The organism is Photobacterium alginatilyticum (genome assembly GCF_009910675.1).
GTDB lineage: Bacteria > Pseudomonadota > Gammaproteobacteria > Enterobacterales > Vibrionaceae > Photobacterium > Photobacterium alginatilyticum.
On sequence record NZ_RSEJ01000034.1, the window covers coordinates 1 to 22,927 of the forward strand.

At 53.5% G+C, this 22,927-nt stretch carries 20 protein-coding genes and 3 tRNA genes; 21 read left to right on the forward strand and 2 right to left on the reverse strand.

Annotation, left to right across the window (positions count from 1 at the left end; genetic code table 11):
- Positions 1-38: 38 nt before the first annotated feature.
- The 3 genes from EIZ48_RS24210 to EIZ48_RS24220 all read left to right on the forward strand — a co-directional run bounded on the left by EIZ48_RS24210 (position 39) and on the right by EIZ48_RS24220 (position 385).
- Positions 39-123 (forward strand) — tRNA-Leu (locus EIZ48_RS24210).
- A gap of 45 nt (positions 124-168) precedes the next feature.
- A tRNA-Gln gene (locus EIZ48_RS24215) sits at positions 169-243 on the forward strand.
- Positions 244-300: 57 nt separating this feature from the next.
- Positions 301-385 (forward strand) — tRNA-Leu (locus EIZ48_RS24220).
- A 166-nt stretch (positions 386-551) separates the two neighbouring features.
- Here the strand turns inward: EIZ48_RS24220 and EIZ48_RS24225 are convergent.
- Entirely contained in the window at positions 552-1,712 is a 1,161-nt protein-coding gene (locus EIZ48_RS24225) for a 2-octaprenyl-3-methyl-6-methoxy-1,4-benzoquinol hydroxylase (RefSeq protein ID WP_160657457.1), read from the reverse strand.
- Positions 1,713-1,926: 214 nt separating this feature from the next.
- On the opposite strand from EIZ48_RS24225, the gene mtgA reads away from it, so the two are divergent.
- From mtgA to EIZ48_RS24265, 8 genes are all read left to right on the forward strand, one after another.
- Positions 1,927-2,613 carry a monofunctional biosynthetic peptidoglycan transglycosylase gene (gene mtgA / locus EIZ48_RS24230; protein WP_160657459.1) on the forward strand — a complete coding sequence of 229 codons (687 nt, stop codon included), beginning with the start codon at positions 1,927-1,929 and terminating at the stop codon, positions 2,611-2,613.
- A 235-nt stretch (positions 2,614-2,848) separates the two neighbouring features.
- The gene (gene miaB / locus EIZ48_RS24235) at positions 2,849-4,273 is read left to right on the forward strand and encodes a tRNA (N6-isopentenyl adenosine(37)-C2)-methylthiotransferase MiaB (RefSeq protein ID WP_160657461.1); all 1,425 of its coding nucleotides are present in this window, start codon (positions 2,849-2,851) and stop codon (positions 4,271-4,273) included.
- An 82-nt stretch (positions 4,274-4,355) separates the two neighbouring features.
- On the forward strand, positions 4,356-5,441 hold the full coding sequence (locus tag EIZ48_RS24240) for a PhoH family protein (RefSeq protein WP_160657551.1): 1,086 nt from the start codon (positions 4,356-4,358) through the stop codon (positions 5,439-5,441).
- Positions 5,441-5,905 (forward strand): rRNA maturation RNase YbeY, encoded by a 465-nt coding sequence (gene ybeY / locus EIZ48_RS24245; RefSeq protein WP_160657463.1) that lies wholly within the window; start codon positions 5,441-5,443, stop codon positions 5,903-5,905. Before EIZ48_RS24240 ends, ybeY begins: the two co-directional genes overlap by 1 nt.
- Positions 5,906-6,017: 112 nt before the next feature.
- Positions 6,018-6,890 (forward strand): CNNM family magnesium/cobalt transport protein CorC, encoded by an 873-nt coding sequence (corC, locus tag EIZ48_RS24250; RefSeq protein WP_160657465.1) that lies wholly within the window; start codon positions 6,018-6,020, stop codon positions 6,888-6,890.
- A gap of 3 nt (positions 6,891-6,893) precedes the next feature.
- Positions 6,894-8,447 carry an apolipoprotein N-acyltransferase gene (gene lnt, locus EIZ48_RS24255; RefSeq protein WP_160657467.1) on the forward strand — a complete coding sequence of 518 codons (1,554 nt, stop codon included), beginning with the start codon at positions 6,894-6,896 and terminating at the stop codon, positions 8,445-8,447.
- A 153-nt stretch (positions 8,448-8,600) separates the two neighbouring features.
- Positions 8,601-9,173, forward strand: coding sequence for a lipid-binding SYLF domain-containing protein (locus EIZ48_RS24260; RefSeq protein WP_160657468.1), 573 nt, complete (start codon positions 8,601-8,603; stop codon positions 9,171-9,173).
- A 375-nt stretch (positions 9,174-9,548) separates the two neighbouring features.
- Positions 9,549-11,111, forward strand: a complete 1,563-nt coding sequence (locus tag EIZ48_RS24265; RefSeq protein WP_160657471.1) for a S8 family serine peptidase — start codon at positions 9,549-9,551, stop codon at positions 11,109-11,111.
- A gap of 45 nt (positions 11,112-11,156) precedes the next feature.
- On the opposite strand, the gene EIZ48_RS24270 is transcribed toward EIZ48_RS24265, so the two are convergent.
- Positions 11,157-11,639 carry a zinc ribbon-containing protein gene (locus EIZ48_RS24270; RefSeq protein ID WP_160657473.1) on the reverse strand — a complete coding sequence of 161 codons (483 nt, stop codon included), beginning with the start codon at positions 11,637-11,639 and terminating at the stop codon, positions 11,157-11,159.
- Between the two features lie 186 nt (positions 11,640-11,825).
- Between EIZ48_RS24270 and leuS the strand changes: the two genes are divergently transcribed.
- The 10 genes from leuS to ybeD all read left to right on the forward strand — a co-directional run bounded on the left by leuS (position 11,826) and on the right by ybeD (position 22,884).
- Positions 11,826-14,402 carry a leucine--tRNA ligase gene (leuS, locus tag EIZ48_RS24275; RefSeq protein ID WP_160657474.1) on the forward strand — a complete coding sequence of 859 codons (2,577 nt, stop codon included), beginning with the start codon at positions 11,826-11,828 and terminating at the stop codon, positions 14,400-14,402.
- A gap of 154 nt (positions 14,403-14,556) precedes the next feature.
- Positions 14,557-15,219, forward strand: coding sequence for an LPS assembly lipoprotein LptE (locus tag EIZ48_RS24280; protein WP_160657476.1), 663 nt, complete (start codon positions 14,557-14,559; stop codon positions 15,217-15,219).
- Positions 15,216-16,247, forward strand: coding sequence for a DNA polymerase III subunit delta (gene holA / locus EIZ48_RS24285; protein ID WP_160657478.1), 1,032 nt, complete (start codon positions 15,216-15,218; stop codon positions 16,245-16,247). Before EIZ48_RS24280 ends, holA begins: the two co-directional genes overlap by 4 nt.
- Positions 16,248-16,429: 182 nt before the next feature.
- Entirely contained in the window at positions 16,430-16,747 is a 318-nt protein-coding gene (rsfS, locus tag EIZ48_RS24290) for a ribosome silencing factor (RefSeq protein WP_160657480.1), read from the forward strand.
- A gap of 6 nt (positions 16,748-16,753) precedes the next feature.
- The gene (gene rlmH / locus EIZ48_RS24295) at positions 16,754-17,224 is read left to right on the forward strand and encodes a 23S rRNA (pseudouridine(1915)-N(3))-methyltransferase RlmH (protein ID WP_075764963.1); all 471 of its coding nucleotides are present in this window, start codon (positions 16,754-16,756) and stop codon (positions 17,222-17,224) included.
- Positions 17,225-17,230: 6 nt separating this feature from the next.
- Positions 17,231-19,186, forward strand: coding sequence for a penicillin-binding protein 2 (gene mrdA / locus EIZ48_RS24300; RefSeq protein ID WP_160657482.1), 1,956 nt, complete (start codon positions 17,231-17,233; stop codon positions 19,184-19,186).
- A complete protein-coding gene (rodA, locus tag EIZ48_RS24305) occupies positions 19,183-20,304 on the forward strand; it encodes a rod shape-determining protein RodA (RefSeq protein ID WP_160657484.1) in 1,122 nt (373 codons plus the stop codon). The genes mrdA and rodA overlap by 4 nt, the downstream gene beginning before the upstream one ends.
- Complete coding sequence (locus EIZ48_RS24310) at positions 20,305-21,111, forward strand: septal ring lytic transglycosylase RlpA family protein (RefSeq protein ID WP_160657486.1); 807 nt, start codon at positions 20,305-20,307, stop codon at positions 21,109-21,111.
- Positions 21,112-21,270: 159 nt separating this feature from the next.
- Positions 21,271-22,446 carry a serine hydrolase gene (locus EIZ48_RS24315; protein WP_160657488.1) on the forward strand — a complete coding sequence of 392 codons (1,176 nt, stop codon included), beginning with the start codon at positions 21,271-21,273 and terminating at the stop codon, positions 22,444-22,446.
- A 162-nt stretch (positions 22,447-22,608) separates the two neighbouring features.
- Positions 22,609-22,884 carry a DUF493 family protein YbeD gene (gene ybeD, locus EIZ48_RS24320; RefSeq protein ID WP_075764973.1) on the forward strand — a complete coding sequence of 92 codons (276 nt, stop codon included), beginning with the start codon at positions 22,609-22,611 and terminating at the stop codon, positions 22,882-22,884.
- Positions 22,885-22,927: the final 43 nt, after the last annotated feature.

Here is a 22,927-nt window from a genome sequence, read left to right on the forward strand (position 1 = left end):
CAATCAGAGTTACATCAGCTCGTCATGGCTGAATAAATGCGGAAGTGGCGGAATTGGTAGACGCACCAGATTTAGGTTCTGGCGCCGCAAGGTGTGAGAGTTCAAGTCTCTCCTTCCGCACCATTCTCTGATTAACTCTCTTCGAGAGCGCTCTAACGAGCAAGCTGAAGGGCTATCGCCAAGCGGTAAGGCAACGGGTTTTGATCCCGTCATCCCCTGGTTCGAATCCAGGTAGCCCTGCCATCTTTTACTTAGCGTGTTGATACTTGATGCTATGATCAAGATAAGACGATAAGTATTGCGGAAGTGGCGGAATTGGTAGACGCACCAGATTTAGGTTCTGGCGCCGCAAGGTGTGAGAGTTCAAGTCTCTCCTTCCGCACCATATTGAAAAACCCACCTTTTGGTGGGTTTTCTTATGTCTGCAGTAAAGCTAACTGCTGATAGTACTGTTTTTACAACCTACAAAATGATCGTATCTCTCTGGTTGTTAAGCCGAATGTATTGATAACATTCGGCTTTTTCTTTATCTGCAGGACTCGCTAAGCTTCCTACATTCCCATTGCGTATTTCAATACCTGCTTTTTAACCGGACCGGTATGCTCGGCCAGCTTCAACCCCGCGTTACGCAGCAGCTTGATCGGCAGCAGAGAATTGCTGAAGGTAGTATAGAAAAAATCCATACCGCTCTGCATCAGCAGGTTGTCCGGCCGGCGACGGAACTCGTAGGCTTTCAGTACCGTCGGCTCTGCCCACGCCTTTCCTGCCTTCTCGATCTCGTGCAGCAATACATCGACATCCTTGAAGCCGAGATTGACACCCTGACCGGCGAGCGGATTAATGGTATGGGCCGCATCGCCGAGCAATACCACTCCTGGCTGGTAATAGTGCTGCGCATGACGGCGGGTCAGCGGGAAACTGCCATGGTTGAGCACCTTGAACTCCCCGAGCTCTGCCGGGAAATGTGCGGCAATCTGCTCATGAAGCTGCTCTGCCGTCATCGCACTGAGCTGCTTGATCCGCTTGGGGCTGTCGTACCACACTAATGAGCCCTGATGGCCCGGCAACGGAAGAAACGAGCGCGGACCACGGGGCGTAAACATCTGCCAGGTAATATCTTGCTGCGGCAGCGCCGTCTCGACATTGATCAGCATGCAGTGCTGACGATAGTCCCAGGCCGTGATCCCGATCCCGGCCTGCTGACGCACCTGCGAGTTGGCGCCATCGGCCCCGACCAGCAATTTGGCTTGCAGCTGACGTCCGTTATCAAGCTCGATGCAATAGCCTTCGCCAGCCTGTGTTGCCGTTGTCATACGGGCAGGACAAAGCAGCGATAAATTGGGATAGTCGTCAAACTGCTGCCACAGGCTTAGCTGAATAATACGGTTTTCCACGATATAGCCCAGGCGATCCAGGTTCATTTCATCGGCGCTGAACCGGGTACGGCACTCCGGGTGCTCCCAGGTTTCCAGACGCTTGAAGGGACAGAGCCGCATCTGCAAAATGCTATCCCAGGCACCCAGGCGCATCAGCAGGGCTACCGAGTTGGGGGAAATTGCAGACACCCGCAGATCCATTGGCTGCTCCGGGTGATAAGGCTGTGGCGCCATACCTTCAATCACGGCGACAGTCAGCCCTTGCTGTGCCAGCCCCAGTGCCGTCGCGGCACCAACCATCCCGCCACCTGCAACGACTACATCATATTGTTCCATATCTGGTCTCATCTCAGTGCTATACCAAACGGTGTAAACAGATTAACTATCTGGATCTGACATTCCGTAACGGAGTCAAATAATTACCCCCATGTTACCTGATTCCCCTTTCGCCATCAGCGATAATCCTTCGGAAATTCCTCTGAACTCTGCCCCTTCGCATATTTCTTTACTATGATAGGACACCAAACTTAGCTAGAAGGTGACATCACCGGTGATCGCTCGACTCAAACGCTGGTTATTCCGACTTGTACTGTTAGCGCTTGGCCTGCCAGTCGTGCTGGTCGCAACGTTAAAATACATTGACCCACCCATCTGGGGCTGGAAGATCCACCGCAGTCTGTTTCCGCCGGCAGGCTATCCGGAACAGACGACACACCTCTGGACCGAGCTTCGGGATATCTCGCCCAATGCCCAGCTGGCCGTCATCGCCTCCGAGGATCAGCGTTTTCCCAGTCATCACGGCATCGATGTCAATGCTGTACTTGGCATACTCAAAAAGACCGGTGCCGATGGGCCCAACCGAGGAGGCAGCACCATCACCCAGCAAACGGCGAAAAACCTCTTTCTCTTCCCCGCCCGCTCGTTTCTCCGAAAAGGAGTTGAGCTGTACTTTGCCCTGCTGATGGAGCTCATCTGGGACAAACAGCGCATTCTCGAGGTCTACCTCAATATCATCGAGTTTGGTCCGGGTCTCTATGGGATAGAAGCTGCCAGCCAGAACTATTTTGCGATCCCGTCAAGTCGGCTGTCGGCCCAGCAGGCCGCCCAGCTCGCCGCCGTATTGCCCAACCCCTATAAGATCAAGGCCAACCCAATGAGTGCCTACGTCAGCAAGCGCAGCCGGTGGATCACCCGGCAAATGCGCCAGTTGGGCAAGGGGGCGCTGAACCAGCTATAGCGCCGTGCCCGCACTTTCGCCCGCTATCCGCGACCCGGCAAACGGCAGTAAATACAATAAGTAGTCCCTAATTCCAAAAACCATACTTTAATCGGGGTGGTGATGTTCTGGTCAGGCCGGGTTTAAAGCAGTACAATACGCGGCTTGCTACAGCGAACAGCTCGTTTAACGTACTGTTGGCCGAATGAAGCAATGTTGAATGCAATGAATAAACACTACGAGTGAAGAGTTAGACATGGCTAAGAAACTGCTTATTAAAACCTGGGGCTGCCAGATGAACGAATACGATTCATCAAAAATGGCCGATCTTCTAAATGCAGCCAATGGCTTCGAGTTAACGGAAGAACCAGAAGAAGCAGACGTTCTGCTACTGAACACCTGCTCAATCCGTGAAAAGGCACAAGAAAAAGTTTTCCACCAGCTAGGCCGCTGGAAGACACTGAAAGACAAGAAGCCGAACCTAGTGATTGGTGTGGGCGGTTGTGTAGCAACTCAAGAAGGCGACTCAATTCGTCAGCGCGCCCCTTACGTGGATGTTATCTTTGGCCCGCAGACCCTGCACCGCCTGCCAGAGATGATCAAACAGTCGCAGTCTGATCATGCGCCAGTGATGGACATCTCTTTCCCTGAAATCGAAAAATTCGACAGCCTGCCGGAGCCTCGCGCAGATGGCGCGACAGCATTCGTATCCATCATGGAAGGCTGTTCTAAATACTGTACTTACTGCGTGGTGCCTTACACCCGCGGTGAGGAAGTCAGCCGCCCGCTGGATGATGTCCTGTTCGAGGTGGCCCAGCTTGCCGAGCAAGGCGTACGTGAAGTCAACCTGCTAGGCCAGAACGTTAACGCCTACCGCGGTGCGACTCACGACGATGATATCGCCACCTTTGCCGAGCTGTTGCGCCTGGTTGCGGCTATCGATGGTATCGACCGTATCCGCTATACCACCAGCCATCCAATCGAGTTTACCGACGACATCATTGCCGTATACGAAGACACGCCGGAGCTGGTGAGCTTCCTGCATCTTCCGGTACAGAGCGGCTCGGATCGCATCCTGACCATGATGAAGCGTCCGCACACGGCACTGGAGTACAAGTCTAAGATCCGCAAGCTACGTAAGGCTCGCCCGGATATCACTATCAGCTCAGACTTCATTGTCGCCTTCCCGGGCGAGAGTGATCAGGACTTCCAGGACACCATGAAGCTGATCCGCGATATCGATTTCGACATGAGCTTCAGCTTTATCTTCTCGGCCCGCCCGGGCACACCGGCAGCGGACTATCCTTGTGATCTGCCAGAGAATGTTAAAAAAGAGCGCTTGTACGAGCTGCAGCAACAGATCAATACTCAGGCGATGCGCTACTCTCGCCAGATGCTGGACACCGAACAGCGTATTCTGGTTGAAGGCCCGTCGAAGAAGAACATCATGGAGCTGCGTGGCCGTACCGAAAATAACCGAGTGGTCAACTTCGAAGGCTCTGCCGAGCTGATCGGCCAGTTTGTAGACGTGAAGATCACTGACGTATTCACCAACTCACTGCGTGGCGATCTGGTTCGTACCGAGGCCGAAATGGACCTGCGTGTGGCGATGTCACCAACCGAGGTGATGGAGAAAACACGTAAAGAAGATGAATTGGGTGTAGGCGTATATACTCCATAGTATAACGCCTGTCTGAATACCAGTAGGACGCGCCCTGAACAAATGGTCGCCTGGCTCTCCGGGCGACCGCAATGAGAGGCAAATCTTGAGCAAAATTAACACTGTAGAATTCAATCTGGAACCCGCCAACAACCAGCGCCTTTCCAGCCTTTGCGGCCCTTTCGACGACAATATCAAACAACTTGAACGCCGTTTGGGTGTAGAAATCAACCACCGTGGCAACAGCTTCAGCGTTGTCGGCCAGCCCCATACAGCCCAGGCTGCTGCCCATATCATCAAAACTCTGTATGTCGATACGGCACCGGTTCGCAATACGATCCCCGATATCGAACCCGAGCAGATTCATCTGGCAATCAAAGAATGCGGCGTACTTGAGCAAACCACCGAGAGCACCATCCCTTACGGCAAAGAAGCCACCATCAAGACCAAAAAAGGGGTGATCAAACCGCGTACGCCAAATCAGGCCCAGTACATCACCAACATGGTTACCCATGACATTACCTTTGGTGTAGGCCCTGCCGGTACCGGTAAAACCTACCTGGCCGTGGCAGCCGCCGTCGATGCTCTCGAGCGCCAGGAAATTCGCCGTATTCTGCTGACCCGCCCTGCGGTTGAAGCCGGTGAAAAACTGGGCTTCCTGCCAGGTGATCTGAGCCAGAAAGTCGACCCGTACCTGCGTCCGCTCTACGATGCCCTGTTCGAAATGCTGGGCTTCGAGCGTGTCGAGAAGCTCATCGAGCGCAACGTGATTGAAGTTGCCCCGCTGGCTTACATGCGTGGCCGTACCCTGAATGACGCCTTTATCATTCTTGACGAAAGCCAGAACACCACGGTCGAGCAGATGAAAATGTTCCTGACCCGTATCGGTTTCAATTCCCGGGCCGTGATCACCGGTGACGTTACCCAGATCGACCTGCCGCGCGGTGCCCGCTCCGGTCTGCGTCATGCGATCGAGGTCCTGGCGGATGTCGACGAGATCAGCTTTAACTTCTTCCAGGCCGACGATGTTGTTCGCCACCCTGTGGTCGCGCGAATCGTACAAGCCTATGAAGTATGGGAAACCGAAGACCAGAAACAACGCAAGCAGGCCGAACAGCGCCGCCGCGAAGAGCAGCAGGCCCTGCAACAAGCCGCTGCCTCCCTTACCGAACCGGAAAAAAGTAACTAATGGCGATTTATCTCGATCTGCAATATGCCACTGAAAGCCAGGAAGGCATGCCAAACGAAGCTGACTTTCAGCAATGGCTCAATGCGGCCATCTCCCCGTTCCAGGCTGATGCCGAAGTCACGGTCCGTCTTGTCGACGGCGCCGAGAGCCATGCCCTGAACCACGAGTACCGCGGTAAGGACAAACCGACCAACGTATTGTCATTCCCATTTGAAGCGCCACCGGGGGTAGAGTTAGATCTGCTGGGTGACCTGATCATCTGTCGTCAAGTTGTCGAAAAAGAGGCAAAAGAGCAGGATAAACCCCTGAATGCCCACTGGGCACATATGGTTGTACACGGCAGTCTCCATCTGCTAGGTTATGATCATATCGATGATGATGAAGCCGAAGAAATGGAATCTTTGGAAACGGAAATTATGGAAAACATGGGTTTCACCGATCCGTACGCCGAAGAAAAACGGTAACATTATCGGAAAACCGTTGTCGTATAGATACCTCGGCCGGATACACCCGGTGAGGTATCAGATAGCACCCCGTGGCACAGCCACTTAACTGAGAGAATTTTTTCTTAAAGCAATGAACGAAGATAACTCACAAAATTCTGAAGGTCCGAGTAGAAAGTCCTTCTTTGAACGTATCGGCCAACTGTTCCAAGGTGAACCTCAAAACCGCGAGGAACTGGTCGAGGTCTTCCGAGATTCGGAAGTCAACGATTTGATTGACCACGACACCCGCGACATGCTCGAAGGTGTGATGGAAATATCTGAAATGCGTGTTCGTGACATCATGATCCCGCGCTCGCAGATGGTCACCATCGAACGTTCTCAGAAGTTAGAGGACCTGATTGATTTAATTGTAGATACCCAACACTCCCGCTACCCGGTGATCAGTGATGACAAAGATCATGTCGAAGGCATATTGCTGGCCAAAGATCTGCTGCGTTACCTGCTCCCAAATAGCGAGCCATTCGATATGGACAAAGTGCTTCGTCCGGCCGTTGTCGTACCGGAAAGCAAGCGCGTAGACCGCCTGCTGAAGGAGTTCCGCGAGGAGCGCTATCACATGGCGATCGTCGTCGACGAGTTTGGCGGGGTATCAGGTGTTATCACCATCGAGGACATCCTGGAACAGATTGTCGGCGAAATCGAAGACGAATTCGACGATGAGGAAGAAGAGGATATCCGTCAGTTAAGTAAGCACACTTTCGCGGTCAAGGCACTGACGACCATCGAAGACTTCAATGACATGTTCCAGACCCACTTCAGCGATGAAGAGGTCGACACCGTCGGCGGCCTGATCATGACCAGTTTCGGTCATCTGCCGAACCGGGGCGAAGTTGTTGAGCTTGATGGCTACTCATTCAAGGTAACATCTGCCGACAGCCGACGGGTTATTCAGTTGCAAGTGACCGTGCCTCACGAAGCACACCAACCGACAACTACATCATAGATAATGAAAAAAAATTCATTCATTACGTTGGGACAGCTCGCAGCCGCTGTCCCGGCGGGTGCGCTTGCCACCCTTTCGTTTGCTCCCTATAACTACTGGTTTCTCGCACCGGTTTCCCTTTTCTGCTTTTTCTACCTGCTCCAGCACCAGAGTATCAAACGCTCAGCTTTGATCGGCTTCCTGTGGGGGCTAGGCCTGTTTGGCACCGGCATTAGCTGGGTGCATGTCAGTATCGATACCTTTGGCGGCATGCCCAAACTGGCCAGTCTGTTTCTCATGAGCATGCTGATCAGCTACCTGTCGCTGTTTACGGCAGCATTCGGTGCCCTGTTCAACCGCTTCAACCGGGGCCGGCCATTCCACCAGCTGCTGCTGAGCGGTCCGGTGATCTGGCTGTTGCTAGACTGGTTCCGGGGCTGGTTCCTGACTGGCTTTCCGTGGCTGTGGATGGGCTATAGCCAGATTGACAGCCCGCTGTCCGGTATTGCGCCTATTCTCGGGGTCGAAGGGATCACCCTTGCCTTAGTCTTAATCAGCGGCTCCCTGGTTGCCGCCTGGTGTGACCGCAACTGGAAACCTCTGCTAATCCCGCTTCTGATCCTTAGCTTCAGCAGCCTGGCCAACAGCATCCAGTGGGTTGTTCCGGCCCCGGAGAAAAGTGTCGATGTGGCACTGATCCAGGGCAATGTGCCCCAGGAGCTCAAGTGGCTACCGAGCCAGCGCTGGCCGACCCTGATGAAATACACCGATCTGACCCGCGAAAACTGGGATGCCGATCTGATCATCTGGCCTGAGGCCGCCATCCCGGCACTGGAGACACAGGTACCCACCTTCCTGCAGAATCTTGACAGTGCCGCCCGCAACAATGGCAGTACTGTTATAACCGGCGTGCTGGATCAAAAAGACAACGGTGAGTATTTCAATAATATCCTGACGCTGGGCATGAATACCGACGGTCCTTACCAGTATGAAAATGCCACCCGCTACAGCAAGCATCACCTGTTGCCGTTTGGCGAATTTGTGCCGTTTGGTGATTTGCTCCGCCCGTTAGCCCCGCTGTTCAACCTGCCGATGTCTTCGTTTAGCCGCGGCGGCTTTATCCAGCCCAACCTGGAAGCCAGCGGTTACTCGCTGGCACCGGCACTCTGTTACGAAATTGCCTTCAGCGAGCAGGTTCGCCAAAACGTCGGCATCGATACCGAGCTTCTCCTGACCCTCTCCAACGATGCCTGGTTCGGTACCTCTATCGGCCCGTTCCAGCATATGGAGATTGCGCAGATGCGCTCGCTGGAGCTCGGCAAGCCCCTGCTTCGGGCAACCAACAATGGCGTCACCGGTGTTGTCGATCATCGTGGCCAAATTACCAAGCAGCTGCCGCAGTTTGAAACCGCCGTCCTGCGAGCAACGGTTGTGCCGACCGAAGGGCTAACGCCTTATACTTCCCTGGGTAGCTGGCCGCTCTATATCTATATCCTCTGGTCGCTCACTCTCTCGATGATCCTCATCAAGCGCCGGGCGGGACACTTTCGTGATCACCGACCGCAAGAGATTGAATAAGGTAACCTGAACAAAGACTTGCTCGGATAGCGATACTCGCAGGTAAGCTGAATAGGAACTGACAAGGCGAAGGTAAACCCTTCGCCTTTTTATTGATATTGCTACTATGAAAGTAGTTATAAATACCGCCCAGTTCCAACAAGGAAGCAGCCTATGAAAGCCGTCAACCGACTGTTCGCTATGTTGGGTTCACTTGCCCTGCTCTGCATTGCCTCCGGTTCCGTCGCCGAGGAAAATATTGATACCCAGGCCACCTTGAGCCATTTTCAGTCAGCCAGCCAAACCCAACCGTTTTTTGATTCAGCCTATGGCTATGCGGTGTTTCCTTCGGTAGGCAAAGGCGGTTTTTGGATCGGCGGGGCTTACGGTAGCGGCACCGTCTATAAAGCCGGAGCGGTTACTGGCTCGGCCAAACTCTATCAGGTTTCCTTTGGCTTGCAGTTCGGTGGCCAGTCGTACAGTGAAATCATTTTCTTCCAAGACAAACGGGCTTACGAACGCTTTACCAGCGGCAATTTTGAACTCGACGCCCAGGCATCTGCCGTCGCGCTGACCGAGGGGGCGCAGGCCAAGGCCGGAACCGCCGGCCTCAGTGCCAGCTCGGGCCAGCAGTTTATCGATGCCAGCTATACCAACGGCATCGCTATCTTTACCTATGCCAAGGGCGGCATGATGATCGAAGCATCACTTGCCGGACAAACGTTCAGCTTTGAACCGCGAAACTAACCAGACAACATCGGTGGGGCATGAACAACATGTCTCACCGACACCTCTCCTCCAGCCAACTGCCTTCACAATTCTCCCTCACATGGCCACTGCCGCATAGCCACAGTTACATAGCCGCCCGTCCCCAGCGTGCAACACAGCATTTCACCCAGAGTCTGAACCTCAATACCAGAATCATTCACCAGCCAACTAACATCGACCGATATATTTTTCCAGCAAATATCACACCTGCAAACAAGACGGCTGCAATGGACATTTATTTCATTGATATGCATCTAGAGTCTTATTATTTCTTCTGATAATACCCCGAAAACATGAACACTAGAGAGCGAGCAACAAACTTACCCAATAAGAATAACGGAACAAGGAAGAATCATGAGAACATTACTCTCTGCGCTGGCGGTGATGATCGCCAGCAGCCCGGCTTTCGCGCAAAGCAATGAGCCTGTCACCGATCAAATCATCGTCAAATACCGTAGCAGCAGTGCCGCGATGCTTTCCGAGACCACACCGCAACACAGCATTAACCAGCTGCAGCAGGCATTCGGAGCTGATATTCAGTATGTAAGAGCCAGCGCCAATGACACCCATATACTGAAAGTCACCGAGCAGCAAAAGCTCGGGGCGGTTATCGAGCAGCTCAAGCAAGATCCCAATATTGAATATGCCGAGCCCGACCGGATCATGTGGCCGACAGCTATCCCGAATGATCCCGAATACACCAGGCAGTGGCACTACTCGTCATCCGTCAGCGGGCTCAACCTGCCCAAGGCCTGGGATCTCACTACCGGCGGAGCCGACGTGGTGGTGGCCGTTATCGATACCGGTATACTGCCCGACCATCCGGATTTGATGAACAATCTCCTGCCCGGCTACGACTTTATCAAAGATGCCGAAAAGGCCCGTGACGGCAACGGCCGGGATAGCGATGCGACCGACGAAGGTGACTGGCTGGTTGCCGGTCAGTGCGGTCCCAACTATCCGCCGCGAGACCGAACGTCTTCCTGGCATGGTACCCATGTCGCCGGTACCGTAGCGGCCGAAGGCAATAACGGCCAGGGTGTCACCGGGGTCGCCTGGTCAGCCAGTGTCCTGCCGGTTCGTGTGCTCGGAGCCTGCGGCGGCTATACCTCCGATATTACCGACGGCATGCGCTGGGCCGCAGGCCTGCCTGTCGCTGGTGTTCCGGCCAACCCCTACCCTGCCAAAGTACTGAATCTCAGCCTGGGTGGCAAAGGCGCGTGCGGACATACCTACCAGCAGGCCATCAATGATGTCAGGGCCAAAGGGGCGTCAGTGGTTGTTGCGGCGGGTAATAGCAACCAGGATGTCAGCGGGTTCACTCCCGGCAGTTGTCAGGGCGTCATCTCTGTCGCGTCCAACAACAAGGAAGGCAGCCGTGCCTTTTATTCCAACTTCGGCAGATTGATAGACGTGGCAGCACCGGGCGGCGGGCGTTCGGGCGGGATCCTGTCGACCTACAACACAGGCCAGCGGCAAGCCGCACAGCACAGCTATGACTATTCGATGGGAACCAGTATGGCAGCACCACATGTAGCCGGTATCGCCGCGCTGATGTATTCGCTCGATGCCAGCCTGACACCGGATCAAGTCGAGCAGTACATTACCGAGACCTCAAGAGCCTTCCCGGCCGGCAGCAGCTGTAATACCGCCAACTGCGGTACAGGTATTGCCGACACCTTTGCCGCCCTGCAGCGGGTGAAAGGGATCGAGCCAACCCCCAAGCCCAATCCTGGACCGGGTACCGTCGATTGCAGCAATATCCCGCAGTGGGCAGCCAGCCACATCTACCTGGCCGGCGAGCAAGCCCAGCAAAACGGCATTGCCTACCAGGCCAACTGGTGGACCCAGAGCCAGTCACCAGCCGATTTCAGCGCAGCCTGGAGCGTGTGGAACAAGCTAGGTCAGTGTAAATAGGGGTTATCGCGGGCTGTAAAGCCCGCGTTTTTACGGTTTAAAGGGTTAAGGGGACAACGGCCGACGGGTAAACTGGGTGTGGCCGCACTTCAAACAAGGTTCAATTTTCTTCACGTGTGTGATCAGCTCATGGTGCCCACACTTTTCACAGACCAGGTTGCCCAACCCGATGATTTCTCCGGCCTGATAGACACCCTGGTGGTGAAGGTCGTCCATCACCTCGTGCCATTCGATTTGGGTTTTGTCGGTAATTTCAGCCAATCCTTCCCAGATAGTTTCCGACACCACCCGGTAGAACGGGCTTTCCGAGAAAGGCTCGGGGCTTTCTTCGACATTTTTGCCGAATTCCTTGAGATCCCGTTTCAGGTAGGCTGAAATCAGGGCCCATTCATCCTTGGTCATGTCACTGGCTGCCTGGCGGTATTTCGCGGTGGTTTCAGCCCAGTGCTTAAGTTCTTCGGGGCTATGTTTCAGGGTTTCTGTTACCTGTTCGAGCAGCGCTTCATAATCCTTTTTTTGCTTAGGCATAAATCACCTCCCATCTCAGTGCGCTCGTTGCTCTATTAGAGCCAAAATCTCCAACTATCGAGACCAGAACTAACAATTACTCTCCGAATTGGCCTCAGCTATTGTTGACACCTCTACCTTTAGTTATTCTATGTCGATTATATTGAATGTGTTTGTACTCAACTCACAAAATCCTGGATGTCATCGATGCAAGAACAATATCGCCCACAGGACATTGAACAGAAAGTTCAAGAACACTGGGACAACAACAAGACCTTTGTTGTAAGTGAAGACCCAAATAAAGAAAAATTCTACTGTCTCTCCATGTTCCCGTACCCAAGCGGTCGACTGCACATGGGTCACGTTCGTAACTACACCATCGGTGATGTTGTTTCTCGTTACCAGCGTCTGCAAGGCAAAAACGTGATGCAACCAATTGGTTGGGACGCATTTGGCCTGCCGGCAGAAAACGCCGCTGTTAAAAACAACACCGCGCCAGCACCATGGACTTATGAAAACATTGAGTACATGAAAAACCAGCTGAAATCACTGGGCCTGGGCTACGACTGGAGCCGTGAATTCGCGACCTGTACTCCAGAGTACTACCGCTGGGAACAAGAGTTTTTCGCTAAGCTGTACAACAAGGGCTTGGTTTACAAGAAAACCTCGTCTGTAAACTGGTGTCCGAACGACCAGACGGTACTGGCTAACGAGCAGGTAGAAGACGGCTGCTGCTGGCGTTGTGATACCCCGGTAGAGCAAAAAGAGATCCCGCAGTGGTTCATCAAAATCACTGAATACGCCCAAGAGCTACTTGACGATCTGGACAACCTTGACGGTTGGCCTGACATGGTGAAAACCATGCAGCGAAACTGGATTGGCCGCTCTGAAGGTGTCGAGCTGTCTTTCGAGGTAGAAGGCCAGAACACACCGCTGGAAGTGTACACCACACGTCCTGATACCCTGATGGGTGTAACATACGTGGGTATCGCAGCCGGTCACCCACTGGCTGAGCTAGCCGCGAAATCAAACCCTGAACTTGCGGCATTCAACGAAGAATGCAAAAACACCAAAGTTGCCGAAGCAGAGCTGGCAACGATGGAGAAAAAAGGCATGGCAACAGGCCTTTACGCAATTCACCCGCTAAACGGCCGCCGTGTTCCTGTATTCGTCGCAAACTTCGTACTGATGGATTACGGCACAGGTGCGGTAATGGCAGTACCTGCGCACGATCAGCGTGACTTTGAATTCGCGACCAAGTACGGCCTGGATATCGTTCCTGTTATCAAACCAGAAGACGGTAGCGAACTAGACGTGTCAGAAGCGGCATACACCGAGAAAGGTGTCCTGTTTGATTCTGGCGAATTTGACGGCCTTAACTTCCAGGCTGCGTTCGATGCGATTGCTGCGAAGCTTGAAGCCGAAGGCAAAGGTAAGAAGACCGTTAACTTCCGTCTGCGTGACTGGGGTGTATCTCGCCAGCGTTACTGGGGCGCGCCTATCCCGATGGTCACCACTGAAGACGGTGAAGTACACCCGGTACCCGCTGACCAGCTACCGGTGATCCTACCGGAAGACGTGGTAATGGACGGCGTAACCAGCCCAATCAAAGCTGATAAAGAGTGGGCAAAGACCACCTTTAACGGTGAGCCGGCACTGCGCGAAACCGATACCTTTGATACCTTCATGGAGTCGTCTTGGTACTACGCACGTTACTGCTCGCCACAGGCTGACGATATTCTTGATCCGGAAAAAGCCAACTACTGGCTGCCGGTAGACCAGTACATTGGTGGTATCGAGCACGCTTGTATGCACCTGCTGTACTCGCGCTTCTTCCACAAACTGCTACGTGATGCCGGTTACGTAAAATCTGACGAGCCGTTCAAGCAGCTTCTATGTCAGGGTATGGTACTGGCTGATGCCTTCTACTACACCAGCGACAAAGGTGCCAAAGTATGGGTATCACCAAACGATGTCACTATTGAGCGTGACGAGAAGGGCCGTATCGTCAAGGCAACAGACAACGAGGGCAACGATGTCGTTCATACCGGCATGACCAAGATGTCCAAGTCGAAGAACAATGGTATCGATCCGCAGGAAATGATCAACAAGTACGGTGCCGATACCGTGCGTCTGTTCATGATGTTTGCTTCACCGGCGGACATGACCCTTGAGTGGCAGGAATCTGGTGTTGAAGGGGCGAACCGCTTCCTGAAACGTGTCTGGAAACTGGTTAACGAGCACGCCGCGAAAGGTGCCGCTGACGCCGTCGATGTTGCTGCCCTGTCTTCGGACCAGAAAGCACTTCGTCGCGATGTTCACAAGACCATTGCCAAAGTCGGCGATGATATTGGCCGTCGCCAGACGTTCAATACCGCGATTGCAGCCATCATGGAGCTGATGAACAAGCTGGCGAAAGCCTCTCAGGAATCGGCACAAGACCGTGCGCTGCTGGATGAAGCCCTAAAAGCTATCGTCCGCATGCTATACCCAATGACTCCGCACATCTGTTTCGAAATGTGGGAGCTGCTAGGTGAAAGCAACGTCGACCAGGCTGTATGGCCGGAAGCAGATGCCAAGGCATTGGTTGAAGACGAAAAGCTGATCATCGTTCAGGTTAACGGCAAACTACGCGCCAAGCTGACCGTAGCGGCTGACTCAACCAAAGAGCAGGTTGAAGAACTTGCCCTTAACGATGAGAACGTCACTAAGTTCACTGACGACAAGACCATTCGTAAAGTGATCTACGTACCTGGTAAATTGCTGAATATTGTTGCGAACTAAAAAGGTCGCGAACTAAAGCAATTTATTAGTGCCTAATCAGTGGCTCCCGCAAACCGGGAGCCACAAGTGGCACCCAACCGGTCCACCTACTCTCTTTGCCGGTTTACCAATGTTGACCGGTCAGTTTCCACCTATTATTCATGGAGCAGACTCGGTGAAAGCTTTCTTTTCTCTAAAAAGCACAATCCGAACCCTCTTTGTCGCAGTTATGGCTCTTGCCACTGCCTCTTGTGGTTTCCACCTTCGCGGTAACTACATGTTACCCGATGACATCGCCAAACTATCCCTGACCAGTTTCGACCAGTACGGCCAGCTAACCCGTCAGGTTGAATCCCAGTTCAAGCTGCATGGTATCGAATCCGTGCCGCCATCGAGCAAGGTCCCGAACCTGCACCTGATCAGCGAATCGCTCGGCGAGCGTACCCTGTCACTGTACCAAAACAGCCGGGCGGCGGAGTACGAACTGACCTATGTGGTCAGCTATAACATCGTCGTTCCAGAAAAAGGCAGCCAGAGCTATACCACCCGGGTCAACCGCACCTTCCTCGACAACCCGTTAACGGCGCTGGCAAAATCGGTCGAGCGCGACATGATTGAAGACGAGATGCGCCAGCAGGCCTCTCGCCAGATCATGCGCCAGCTAGCCCGCCTGACAGCCGTATTCAACAAGCTGGAAGAAGAAGAGCTGGAAGCGATGCTTGAGGACAATGGCAATGGGTCCTACGACAGCACAATAACCACGGAAGCACTGGAAGACACCCAGGCTGGCAATGCCCTCTTTGCCGACGAGACAAGCCCGAGCAACACAGTACAATGAGAATATATCCGGAACAACTGACGCAGCAGCTGAACAAGGGGCTGCGTCAAGCCTACCTACTGTTCGGCAACGAACCCTTGCTGAAACAAGAGTGCAGCCAGCAAATCCGACAAGCCGCGCAGCAGGCCGGCTTTGACGAACGCCACACCTTTACCATTGATGCCCAGCTAGACTGGAACCAGGTACTCGACTGTACCCAGGCGATGAGCCTGTTTTCTGCTCGCCAAATCATCGAGCTGGAAGTACCGGAAAGCGGCCTCAATGCCAACCAGGCCAAGTCACTGCAAGAAGTAACGGCGACCCTGCATAGCGATATTTTATTGCTGATGCATGGCCCGCGCCTGAACAAGAAGCAGGAAAATGCCAAGTGGTTCAAGGCCGTTGCCGAACAGGGACTGTATGTTCCATGTAATACCCCCGATGCCCGGCATCTGCCACGCTTTATCCAGGCCCGCTGCCAGCAACTGGGACTCAATCCGGATCATGAATCCGTTCTCATGCTGGCACAATGGCATGAGGGAAACCTGCTGGCACTGGCACAAAGCCTGCAAAAACTGACCTTGCTCTATCCGGACGGCGCACTGACTGTTCTCCGCCTGGAGGAAGCCCTGAGCCGCCATAACCATTACACCCCGTTCCAGCTTGTCGATGCCGTCCTGGCCGGACAGAGCAAGCGCAGCCAGCGGGTTCTGCGTCAGTTGGAAGGCGAAGGGATCGAAGCCGTCATTCTGCTACGTACCCTGCAGCGAGAACTGACCCAACTGTATAAAATGCAGGAACTGGGCAGCAAGGGCACCCCGCTGAACATTATTTTCGAGCAGTTCCGCATCTGGCAGAGCCGCCGGGAGGTGTATATCGGCGCGCTTCACCGGCTGCCGCTTAAAACACTGGTACAGCTGCTGCAGCAGCTTGCGGTCATCGAGGTTGAGGTCAAGACCAACTTTGACTATCAGCCATGGCCGGCACTCTCGGCCCTGTGTGCTGAAATGTGTGGCGTCAGAACGCATACCATGACCCAGTCGTTTTAGGAACAAGACCGGGCTGGCGGCTATCTTCCGGCAGCGGATAATTAATTATCCGCTATTTATGTAAAGTTACTGCCAACTTGTTTCGAACGGGGTTGTGCATGGTATACTGCGCCGCTAAATTGTGACTCAGATCGGTCTGAGGCCAACGAAATTACAACAATCACTCAAATGAGGGGATTCCTTTGCAGGTTCAAGAACTACACGATTTTATTGTTGATAAAGTTGACGATATTAAAGCCCAGGACATTGTGACACTTGACGTACGCGGCAAGTCGAGCATCACGGAGTTCATGGTAGTGTGTACGGGTACATCTAATCGCCATGTAGCCTCGATTGCGGATCACGTCAACAAAGAGTCAAAGCTGATCGATTTTCCTCCGTTTGGCATCAGCGGTGAAGACGATGGCGAATGGGTCGTGGTCGACATGGGCAGTGTGATGCTGCACATTATGCAGGAAGACGCACGTAACCTGTATCAACTGGAGAAGCTTTGGGGCTAACTGACAATGAAGCTTCAATTGATTGCTGTGGGCAACAAGATGCCCAAATGGATCGAGGAAGGCTATAAAGAATATAGCCGCCGCTTCCCGAAAGACATGCCGTTGGAACTGATCGAAATTCCGGCCGGCAAACGAGGCAAGAATGCCGATATCGCCCGTATTCTGCAAAAAGAAGGCGAGGCTATGCTGGCTGCGGTACCTAAGGGGAACCGCATTGTTACTCTGGATATTCCGGGCAAGCGCTGGGATACCGAACAGCTGGCAGGCCAGCTGGAAAGCTGGAAACTGGACGGTCGTGATGTCTCGATCCTGATCGGCGGGCCGGAAGGTCTGGCACCTGCGTGCAAAGCCGCGGCAGATCAAAGCTGGTCACTGTCGCCTCTGACGCTTCCCCACCCTCTGGTACGGGTGGTGATGGCTGAAAGCCTCTACCGCGCGTGGAGCATTACCGCTAACCACCCTTACCACAGAGAATAATTGCCAATGAGACAAAAGCGAACCCAGATCCGCGACCATCGGGCTGAGTCGGCGCTCTTTTTCCGCCGGGCTCTTGTCTCATTTATCGGCATTCTCATGCTGGTAGGTCTGCTGCTGACCAACCTGTATCACATCCAGGTCAGCCAACACGAAGACTACCAGACCCGCTCCAACGATAACCGCATTAAAATTGTCCCGGTTTCTCCTAACCGCGGGCTGATCTATGATCGCAACGGGATCCTTCTGGCAGAGAACCGCCCGGTCTATTCGCTGGAGATCACCACGGAAAAAGTCGCCGATCTTGAAGACACCTTTACCCGCCTCAGGGCGCTGATGGCAATCACCGACGAGAATATCGAGCGCTTTCGCAAAGAGCGCCGCCGAACCCGTCGCTTCAAGTCGGTCCCTATTCTAAACCAGCTGTCCGAACAGCAGGTTGCCCTGTTTTCAGTCAACCAGCATAAATTCCCGGGTGTCGAGGTCAAGGCCTACCTCAAGCGGCATTACCCGTATGGCGATGCACTGACCCATGTGCTGGGCTACGTGGCCAAAATCAACGACCGCGATCTCCAGCGCCTCGAGCGCGAGGAGAAGATCAGCAACTACAAGGCCACCCGTGATATGGGTAAGCTCGGGATCGAAAAATATTACGAGGATTTGCTGCACGGCACTTCCGGCTACCAGGAGGTTGAGGTCAACAGCCGCGGCCGGGTTATTCGTACCCTGAAATACGTCCCGCCTATTCCGGGCAAAGATATCCGCCTGAACCTTGATATCGAACTACAGCTGTATGTCAAAGAGCTGCTGACAGAACGCAACCAGGATCCGGATACCGGCGAGGAAATCATCAAATACAAACGAGGTTCGGTGGTGGTTCTCGATCCGCGGGATTCTTCTGTATTGGCCATGGTATCGAGCCCGAGCTACGATCCGAACCTGTTCGTCCACGGTATTTCCGGCAAGAAATACCGCGAGCTCCTGAACGACAAGAACCGCCCGCTGGTTAACCGGGTCACCCTGGGGATATATCCGCCGGCCTCGACCGTGAAACCTATGATTGCGGTTGCCGCGTTAAGCGAGGGGGTGATCACCACCCGTACCACCCGTAATGATCCGGGTTACTGGAAGATCCCGAACTCCAAAAGCCGCCCGTTCCGTGACTGGCTGCGCTGGGGGCACGGCAAGGTCAACATCAGCAAGGCCATCGAGGAGTCCGTCGATACCTTCTTTTATCAGGTTGCCTATGATCTCGGTATCGACCGCATTTCTGAATGGATGAGCCGCTTTGGCTACGGTGACTATACCGGCATCGATATTCACGAAGAGAGCAAGGCCAACATGCCGACCCGGGAATGGAAACAGGCGCGATTCCGCCAGCCTTGGTACCAGGGCGATACCATTCCGGTCGGGATCGGCCAGGGTTACTGGACGGCAACCCCGCTGCAGATTGCCAAGGCAACGACGGTACTGGTCAACAACGGTCTGGTCCATGCGCCGCACCTGCTCAAAGATGTGATCGACAGCGAGGTTAGCGTACCGGCCAAGTTTGACGACTATCCGCCGATTACCAATGTCGACCAGAAGTACTGGGACATCGCCAAAGACGGTATGTACCGGGTATTGTTCGGGACACGCGGTACGGCACGCCGCGCGTTTTACGGCTCCGAATACAAGGCCGGGGGCAAGTCCGGTTCAGCGCAGGTCTTTGGCCTCGCCGAGGATCAGGAATACAACGCCGAAGAGCTGGAAGAGCACCTGCGCGATCACGCTTTGTTTACCGCCTTCGCCCCGTATGAAAAACCCGAAGTTGTCGTGTCCATGGTACTTGAAAATGCGGGTGGCGGCTCGTCCAACGGCGGCCCGGTCGCCCGGAAGATCTTTGACCATATGCTGCTCAAACCCAAGCAGCCGGAACAATCACAACCAGCAACTGGTGCCAAACTAACTGAGGTAAGCCGATGAGTGTCATGGCCGCGACGGGAAACAAACGAACTCTCAGTGATCGCCTGCATCTCGATATGCCGCTGCTGCTGGGTATTCTGGCACTGATGGCTTTCGCCCTGATGGTAATGTACAGCGCCAGTGGTCAGAGCCTGCCGATGATGGAACGCCAGGCTGTGCGCATGTGCCTGTCACTGGGCGTGATGTTTATCCTCGCCCAGATTGCCCCGCGCCACTATGAAACCTGGGCCCCCTACCTGTTCGGGGTCGGATTGCTGTTGTTGCTCGGTGTCCTGTTCTTTGGCGAAGCATCTAAAGGGGCGCAGCGCTGGCTGAACTTCGGCTTCGTCCGCTTCCAGCCCTCGGAGCTGATCAAGCTGGCTGTGCCACTGATGGTCGCGCGGTTCATCGGTAACCAACCGCTGCCACCAAGTTTTCGTAATATCGTCATTGCCCTTGTCATGATATTCGTTCCGACCGTGCTGATCGCCAAGCAACCCGATCTGGGCACATCGATTCTGATTGCCGCCTCAGGGGTATTCGTCCTGTTCCTGTCCGGGATCAGCTGGCGGATCATCGGTGCTGCAGGAGTGCTGCTCGGGGCCTTTATCCCGGTGTTATGGCTGTTCCTGATGCGCGACTACCAGCGTACCCGGGTCCTGACCCTGTTTAACCCGGAATCCGACCCGCTCGGTGCCGGCTACCATATCATCCAGTCAAAAATAGCCATCGGCTCGGGCGGCATGACCGGCAAGGGGTGGATGCAGGGCACCCAGTCCCAGCTGGAGTTTCTGCCTGAACGTCATACCGACTTTATCTTCGCTGTGATTGCCGAGGAATGGGGTCTGATCGGGGTGATCTGCCTGCTCGCCATCTATCTGTTCATTATTGGCCGGGGGCTGATGCTAGCCAGCCGTGCCCAGACGGCATTTGGCCGCATGATGGCCGGCAGTATCGTACTGAGCTTCTTTGTCTATATTTTTGTTAACATCGGCATGGTCAGCGGACTATTGCCGGTGGTAGGGGTTCCCCTGCCTCTGGTCAGCTATGGCGGAACCTCCATGGTTACCCTGATGGCGGGCTTCGGGATCCTGATGTCGATTCACACCCACAGAAAAATGTTGTCTAAGGCGACCTAAATGCGCGCGTATCCAATTATATTATTACTCCTACTGGCAGGCTGTAGCTCGGCACCAAGCAATGAGCGCTACGATATTGCCGATGATGTCGCTCCTGAGTCGTCACCGACTCTGGATCATATCGAAGATGCCCAGCCACGCTATGAAGCAAGGAGTCTTGCAGGCAACAAGGACTACACGCTACGTGGCCAGGACTACCAAATCGTTGATACCAGTACACCGTTTAGCGAGGAAGGCTATGCCTCGTGGTACGGCAAGAAGTTCCATGGCCATAAAACCTCGAACGGCGAGATTTATGACATGTACTCGATGACAGCAGCGCACAAAACCCTGCCCCTGCCAAGTTATGTCAGGGTCACCAATACCGATAACGGCAAAACAGCGATTGTCCGGGTCAATGACCGCGGTCCTTTTCATGAAGGGAGAATCATCGATTTGAGTATGGCAGCGGCGGTAAAGCTCGATGTCGTCAAGCACGGCACCGCCCCGGTAAAGATTGAGCTGATCCAGATCTCCAAACCGGCATCTACCGACGAATGGCAAAGTGCCAACCCGCACTTTTATTTTGTCCAACTGGCTGCCGTCACCGACGAGGCCAAAGCCAAGCAGATGGCCACACAGCTAGAACAGGACTTTGCTACCCAGGTCGACCTGAAGAAAGCCGACTCGGCTGAAGTTTATCGCCTGCGCCTCGGTCCCTATCTGGATCGTGACGAGGCCGTACTTCAGCGAGACAAGGCCAAAACCAGCCAGTTCCCGCAGGCTTTTATCATAACGTCGCAACGCGAACTGGAACAAAAACAATAATCTCGACTCTATCTACAACGGTCTTACACCAACTAATGTCAGAGAACCGTAAGAATGCCAAACTTGCAGCCTTCGTAGGCGGCAAAACTGGTTCTAAGTTTTCAATCTGATATAGTGTGTAAAGTTTTTTTGCAATCGACAAATTAAGTTACAACTATCATGAAGAAATCTGCTGCACTTATTCGTTCTGTAGCTGTATCGGCGACTCTGCTAGCTTCAGCTTCTGTCGCAGCTGCACCAGCTGTAGTACCTGAAGCCCCTCAGATTGCGGCTAAGGGCTATGTCCTGATGGACTACCATTCCGGCAAGATTCTGGCCGGAAACAAGGAAAATGTTCAGATACCACCAGCCAGCCTGACCAAAATGATGACCAGCTACGTCATCGGCCAAGAAGTCAATCGAGGCAACATCTCGATGGACGATACCGTAGTGATCAGCAAAAACGCCTGGGCCAAAAACTTTCCGGGCTCGTCAAAGATGTTTATCGAAGTGGGCAGCGAAGTCAAAGTTGCCGACCTTAACCGCGGTATCATTATCCAGTCGGGCAATGATGCCTGTGTCGCAATGGCTGAACATGTGGCTGGCTCTGAAGAGTCGTTTGTCGATTTAATGAATGCCTGGGCCAAGACGCTGGGCATGGACAACACCAATTTTGCCAATGTTCACGGCCTGGACAACCCGAGACTCCTTACCACGCCGTACGATATGGCGCTGCTGGCACAAGGCCTGATCCGTGATGTACCGGAAGAGTTTGCGATCTATAAAGAAAAGTCATTCACTTATAACGGTATAACCCAGTACAACCGCAACAGCCTGCTGTGGGATAAAAGCCTCAATGTTGACGGCCTGAAGACCGGCCACACCAACAATGCCGGTTACAGCCTGGTCAGCACGGCAACCGAAGGTAAGATGCGCCTTATCTCGGTCGTGATGGGCACCAAGAGTCCGAACGCCCGTAAAGCTGAAAGCAAGAAACTGCTGAATTACGGTTTCCGTTTCTTCGAGACGGTTTCACCGCACAAAGCCAACGAAACCTTCGTCACCGAAAAAGTCTGGATGGGCGATACGGATGAAGTGTCTCTGGGTGTAAGCCAGGATACCTTTGTTACCCTGCCTCGCGGCCAGACCAAAGATCTGAAAGCCAGCTTCGTACTGGAAAAAGAGCTGAAGGCCCCGATTTCCAAGGGTGACGTTGTCGGCAAACTTTACTACCGCGTCGGCGAAGAAGATATTGCCGAGTACCCGCTGCTGGCGTTAAATGATGTTAACGAAGGTGGTCTGTTCAGTCGCCTAATTGATTATATTATGTTGCTGTTCAAAGGTTGGCTTAGCTAATCCAGCTTACTGAAAAGCAATAGAAAGAGGCAACGGATGTTGCCTCTTTTTGTATCTATCCCCCACCACCGCCACAGTCAGATGCTTGTTTTATAGCGGTTGAGCCATTAATATGCTCTGCTAAAACACAGTAATACCGAATGCAAAACCCTGGAGTTCAGAATGCAACAGCAAGAACAACCAAAACTAAAAGACCTACTCGAGTTTCCTTGTAAGTTTTCCTACAAGGTAATGGGTTACAACAAACCTGAACTACCGGATCTGGTTGTTGAAGTCATTCAGCGCCATGCACCTGGCGATTATAGCCCGACGGTAAAACCTAGCGGCAAGGGTACCTACAGCGCCGTTTCAGTTTCGATCACCGCAACATCGATCGAGCAGGTTGAGACGCTTTACAAAGAACTGGGCGAGATTGATATTGTCCGTGTGGTACTGTAATACCGCAGAAAGTCCCTACAATTTGGCGGCTGTATAACTGTCC

What these genes read in the sequence shown, in the direction of transcription:
- EIZ48_RS24225 (WP_160657457.1), bottom strand. Translation starts at nt 1,712, where the DNA reads ATGGAACAATATGATGTAGTCGTTGCAGGTGGCGGGATGGTTGGTGCC.
- miaB (WP_160657461.1), top strand. Translation starts at nt 2,849, where the DNA reads ATGGCTAAGAAACTGCTTATTAAAACCTGGGGCTGCCAGATGAACGAA.
- ybeY (WP_160657463.1), top strand. Translation starts at nt 5,441, where the DNA reads ATGGCGATTTATCTCGATCTGCAATATGCCACTGAAAGCCAGGAAGGC.
- corC (WP_160657465.1), top strand. Translation starts at nt 6,018, where the DNA reads ATGAACGAAGATAACTCACAAAATTCTGAAGGTCCGAGTAGAAAGTCC.
- lnt (WP_160657467.1), top strand. Translation starts at nt 6,894, where the DNA reads ATGAAAAAAAATTCATTCATTACGTTGGGACAGCTCGCAGCCGCTGTC.
- EIZ48_RS24260 (WP_160657468.1), top strand. Translation starts at nt 8,601, where the DNA reads ATGAAAGCCGTCAACCGACTGTTCGCTATGTTGGGTTCACTTGCCCTG.
- EIZ48_RS24265 (WP_160657471.1), top strand. Translation starts at nt 9,549, where the DNA reads ATGAGAACATTACTCTCTGCGCTGGCGGTGATGATCGCCAGCAGCCCG.
- EIZ48_RS24270 (WP_160657473.1), bottom strand. Translation starts at nt 11,639, where the DNA reads ATGCCTAAGCAAAAAAAGGATTATGAAGCGCTGCTCGAACAGGTAACA.
- leuS (WP_160657474.1), top strand. Translation starts at nt 11,826, where the DNA reads ATGCAAGAACAATATCGCCCACAGGACATTGAACAGAAAGTTCAAGAA.
- holA (WP_160657478.1), top strand. Translation starts at nt 15,216, where the DNA reads ATGAGAATATATCCGGAACAACTGACGCAGCAGCTGAACAAGGGGCTG.
- rlmH (WP_075764963.1), top strand. Translation starts at nt 16,754, where the DNA reads ATGAAGCTTCAATTGATTGCTGTGGGCAACAAGATGCCCAAATGGATC.
- mrdA (WP_160657482.1), top strand. Translation starts at nt 17,231, where the DNA reads ATGAGACAAAAGCGAACCCAGATCCGCGACCATCGGGCTGAGTCGGCG.
- rodA (WP_160657484.1), top strand. Translation starts at nt 19,183, where the DNA reads ATGAGTGTCATGGCCGCGACGGGAAACAAACGAACTCTCAGTGATCGC.
- EIZ48_RS24310 (WP_160657486.1), top strand. Translation starts at nt 20,305, where the DNA reads ATGCGCGCGTATCCAATTATATTATTACTCCTACTGGCAGGCTGTAGC.
- EIZ48_RS24315 (WP_160657488.1), top strand. Translation starts at nt 21,271, where the DNA reads ATGAAGAAATCTGCTGCACTTATTCGTTCTGTAGCTGTATCGGCGACT.
- ybeD (WP_075764973.1), top strand. Translation starts at nt 22,609, where the DNA reads ATGCAACAGCAAGAACAACCAAAACTAAAAGACCTACTCGAGTTTCCT.